Source organism: Vibrio sp. OPT46, assembly GCF_015163535.1.
Classification (GTDB): Bacteria; Pseudomonadota; Gammaproteobacteria; order Enterobacterales; family Vibrionaceae; genus Vibrio; species Vibrio alginolyticus.
On the sequence record NZ_JADDYG010000294.1, the window covers coordinates 1 to 4,278 of the forward strand.

A 4,278-nucleotide genomic window follows, 5' to 3' on the forward strand; every position below is an offset into this window, starting at 1 on the left:
ATAATAGTTAAAGAAGAGGGGAAGAAGAAAAGCTATTACGAGGTTAGTGACGAGTTACCGCAACCGAAACTGTACCCAAAGATATAAGATACAAAAAAGGCGTAGTAGGTATTAACCTGCTACGCCTTTCGAAATATGGTGGCCCCTCGCAGACTTGAACTGCGGACCAATCGATTATGAGTTAGCCACTAACGCAGGAAGTCTAGGAAAACCGAGGTAAATTAAGCGTAATTAAAAATACCTTTAAGTATTTACTAAACAGTAGTTTAGCGTAGTTTTGGTAAAAGTGTCAAAACTAGTGACTGTACCTCTAGTGTACCTCGTTTACTGTACTTCAACTATTAATGCATACTAGTTATTTAACTTCCTTGTTCATCTTCAGAAGAATCTTTGCGCCAACGTTTTATAACGTCTGCAAAGCGAGCTTCTAACCAAGATTGATTCCAAGTGGAGTGTACATCGACGCTTGCCGACTTGGGTTCAGGTATTGGTTTAGGCATTTGAACTAAACTGGGCATGAGCGTTGCGTCACCAACCACCAAAGCTTCCCCTTGACCAAGGCTTGGTAACATTTCTGCTGCGGCATTTGTATTTTCTGGAAGTAGTCCCTTGATGTAATTTTGATCGGCTTTATTGGTTAGGCGAAGAGCAATGAAGTTGTTGCACTGTGAAAAAATGGTAGGAGATACCTCTGATGGACGCTGACTAACAACCATGAGGCTTAATCCGTACTTCCTACCTTCTTTCGCTATTCTTTCGATTGATTTACGAGACGCTTTATACATTGAGGATTCTGACGCAGGTACGTAATTATGAGCTTCTTCACACACCAATAGAATAGGTATGTTATTAGCTTCACCATCTACGTGGCATAACTTAGAATTATGAAAGCTAAAATCAAATATTATTCTAGATAATAGACTTATTGTCACACTCAAAACTTCAAATGGTACGCCACTAACATCAAAAATTGTCACATTTGATTTATTTGAATAGCCAATAAACTGTTTTAATAAATCTAGGAAGTCATCCGATTTAAATGTGCTACCATCCGATTTTATGGGTTTAAGAAGAAATTTAAGTCGGTCATCCGATAACCTTGTTTCTAATCTTGAAATGAATCGATTAAATTCGCCATTAAATGGGCCGTTACTGGCTTTTTCGGCTTTTGCTGTTGATGTTGGAGCGAAAGATAGCCTTGATTCAAAGTATATTGTGTCTGGATTATCAATTAATGTCCCATCAATTAATTTTGGTTTTCCTTCTCCTTCAGCCTTTCCAATTACCTCTCGGTCAAAATTATCAATGTAATTTACTACTTCTGAAATTGAAAAATAGCAAGGAGTATCATAGTTAACATCATTTAAACCAGGGTTATGCCTTTTTTTGTTAGCAATAACAGCTCGCTTGAATATTGCTATTTGGTTATGAGAGTTACTCTCATTACTCTCAATAAACATGCTTTCAAGTTCTTCTGAATTCATAAGCCAGTATGGTAACTGTAATTCATCAACGCTAAGGTTATTTAGAGTGAAAGAACGTTTCCCTTCAATATTGAAAGCCGCTGCATATTCTGAATGTAAATCAAAGATAACAACGTGAGAGTTATTTTGACTTCCATGTAGAGAATATCCTGATGAATTTATTCCCACTACTTTTTGAAGAATATGAGAAACAGCACATGACTTCCCTGAACCGGTAGAACCGACTACTCCTATATGCTTGCTAAAAAACTTATCACCATGTAAATTGAAGTCAACTTCGGTATTATTTGATAGCTTACCTATATTAAAGTTATATCCAGATACATCAGTAAATAGAGTTTCTAGTAGACTCGCTTCCATGATAAAAGCGGGTTCTGTTGGTACTGGTAATACAGGTGTTCCTTTCAAAAAACGAAAACCTTCGCTTATCTCATTTGGGATTAGAGCACCTACTGGAGTGGCATCAATAGTAAACTCCCACTCATTGTCATCATTTTTTGCCGCAATGTTTTTTATTATTGCAATTGCATAATTATGATTACCATCTTCTATTTTTAGGTACTTTCCAACTTGAAGGTTTTTTTTGTTATTTTCAAATGTCTCTAGTGAACTTACTTTTATTGAAATTTGTGACGGTGAACTAACCATCACACTACCAATACTACTCATAATCATTCCTCATACTTAGCACATATTCTAGCTCAGAAAAATTTGGTACTTCTATATCTGCTGTTTCTATATCTGTATAGTCAACCTCTTGCGGTCTATTTCTAGATACGAAGAATAAATCATCGCACTTTCTATGATTAAGAGCATGAGGTGTGCACGTTGTGGATACTAGACGAACCTGAAACTCCCTATCACAGGGTAAACTTCTGGTTCCGGGTTGCACTGGAGGTTGGTATAAATTTGTTAAATCAAATTGGCCACCAATAAATCCGGTACGGGCTGTTATATCCTTTTTGTGGAGTCTAAATGTAATATTGTCTAATTCATCTTTATTGCAATCAAATGCAAATATTGGTGATTTTGTGTGCAGAGCTTTAACATGATATTTGGCTATGAAGTTGCAAATAAAAACAACTATCTTGTCATTAAATTCAGGTATTTGATCCTTGGAAATATAAATACACCGTTCTCTGGTGTTTTGAGATAAATTATTTAGCAGTTGCTTTCTTTTAGATAATAATAGTTGTTTTTTATTTTTTAGGGCTAATGTCCATCTGGATATTGCTGTACTATTACAATTTGATAGCATTTCTTCAAAACTGCGTCTTGTTATTGTTCGATCTTGTACAGTGTCGTTACATGACATTCTTGCAATGTGATTAATTGCATTGGGGTATAATATAGATTCGACATCTGAATTGGCGATCGAAAGCTTTGAAAGGGTTGCTTTTATTTCATCACCTAGACTATCTATTGAAGGTCCAAATTCAAGGGTTAGTTTTGATAGGAAATCCTGTTTGCTGAATACTGAAGGAATGCGCTCTATTATTGACTTTAGGGAGCGGTTGGTAGATGCAAGGGCGGCATCAAGCTCTTGAATAGTTATATTTCGATTAGTGTTTTGATTACCAGGTACATGCACGTAAAGTCGATAGTTAATGTCAGAGGATGTATTGGATGAGTAATGCTCAGCCATTTGTAATAGCGGTTTATAAATAAGACTAGGAGTAAAGTTATCTACTGACTCATGATATTTACATTGAATGGCTGTAGTACTTCCATCGATATGATCTATATCTACATCTTCAACAATACCTTCTACTGTAATTGAACTATCGAAGGGGGCTGTGAGAATTTCTTTGATAGTTTTTTGAAATTGATATAGGAATCCTTTAATCGTACTTTCTGCGGTTCTGCTCATAGTAATTGACTTTTTAAAATCCGTTTTGTTTACATAACCTTATCTTAATTATGTTACGTTTTAGTTGAATTACATCACAGTCCTTTACCGGTCATCAGCGATTATTTTCTATTTTGTTTCAACTCCCTCTTGTTCTATGTTTACGCTTCTTTAGCTCCTCTCTGGCCCATTTCGACGACTCCTGCATATCTTTCCTCAAGTTTTCCTTTTCGGCTTCTGTGAGGAGGCGTGGTGGCTCTATATTGGGTGCTTTTCTTTTCATGCTGCGTCTGGCTCTCTCGGTAAGAAAATTTTGGTGGTTTGAGTCGATTACCTTCCTGGCGTAAAAACTATCATCTCACCATATGCTCAGGTGCTCAATATTTGAGCTGTTCTTGCTGCCAGGTGACCAAGCATCCAATGGGAGTCCAGAGGGGCTTGCCCCTTTGGGCATAGCGCAGCGTAAACCTTCAATACTTACTTAAAAAGTTTATTCATGACGAGGGACGAGGCATGAATAAACCAGTGATAGAGCTTAACCGTTAGGTTAATGAAGTAACCACTTGTTATACCGGATTCTTTTATCAACTCTCATTTTTTCGGAACGCTTGTAGGTAAATCAAAACGGAGTCGGTTGAACAGACTCAACTGAGTTATGTCAGAGGGATACAGTGCAAGATTTTAGATATATTCAGGTTAAAACTTGAGCGTTAGCGTTGGTGGCTGATTTGAAGACGTGACAAGTCGACCAAAGCTAATTGGCATGAAGAAATTGGGAGTGCTAATGAATGGGTGGGTATCTCAAGTCGAGCGGTGTTAAGCCTGTATCAAATTGCCCCTGGAATGATTCTGTTTGTGTGGCTTCATCTACTATCGCTTTAACTCGCTTCTTCTGGGCCATTTTACTGAAATAGGAAGGCCATACGTTACACCGGCCCGTGTTTT

At 37.3% G+C, this 4,278-nt stretch carries 2 protein-coding genes; both read right to left on the minus strand.

Going from position 1 to position 4,278, the window contains the following annotated elements; genetic code table 11:
* Positions 1–359 precede the first annotated feature (359 nt).
* Entirely contained in the window at positions 360–2,153 is a 1,794-nt protein-coding gene (locus IQR33_RS13315) for an ATP-binding protein (RefSeq protein WP_193843758.1), read from the minus strand.
* Positions 2,146–3,354: a hypothetical protein gene (locus IQR33_RS13320; RefSeq protein WP_193843759.1), complete on the minus strand. Its 1,209-nt coding sequence runs from the start codon at positions 3,352–3,354 to the stop codon at positions 2,146–2,148. The genes IQR33_RS13315 and IQR33_RS13320 overlap by 8 nt, the downstream gene beginning before the upstream one ends.
* Positions 3,355–4,278 lie beyond the last annotated feature (924 nt).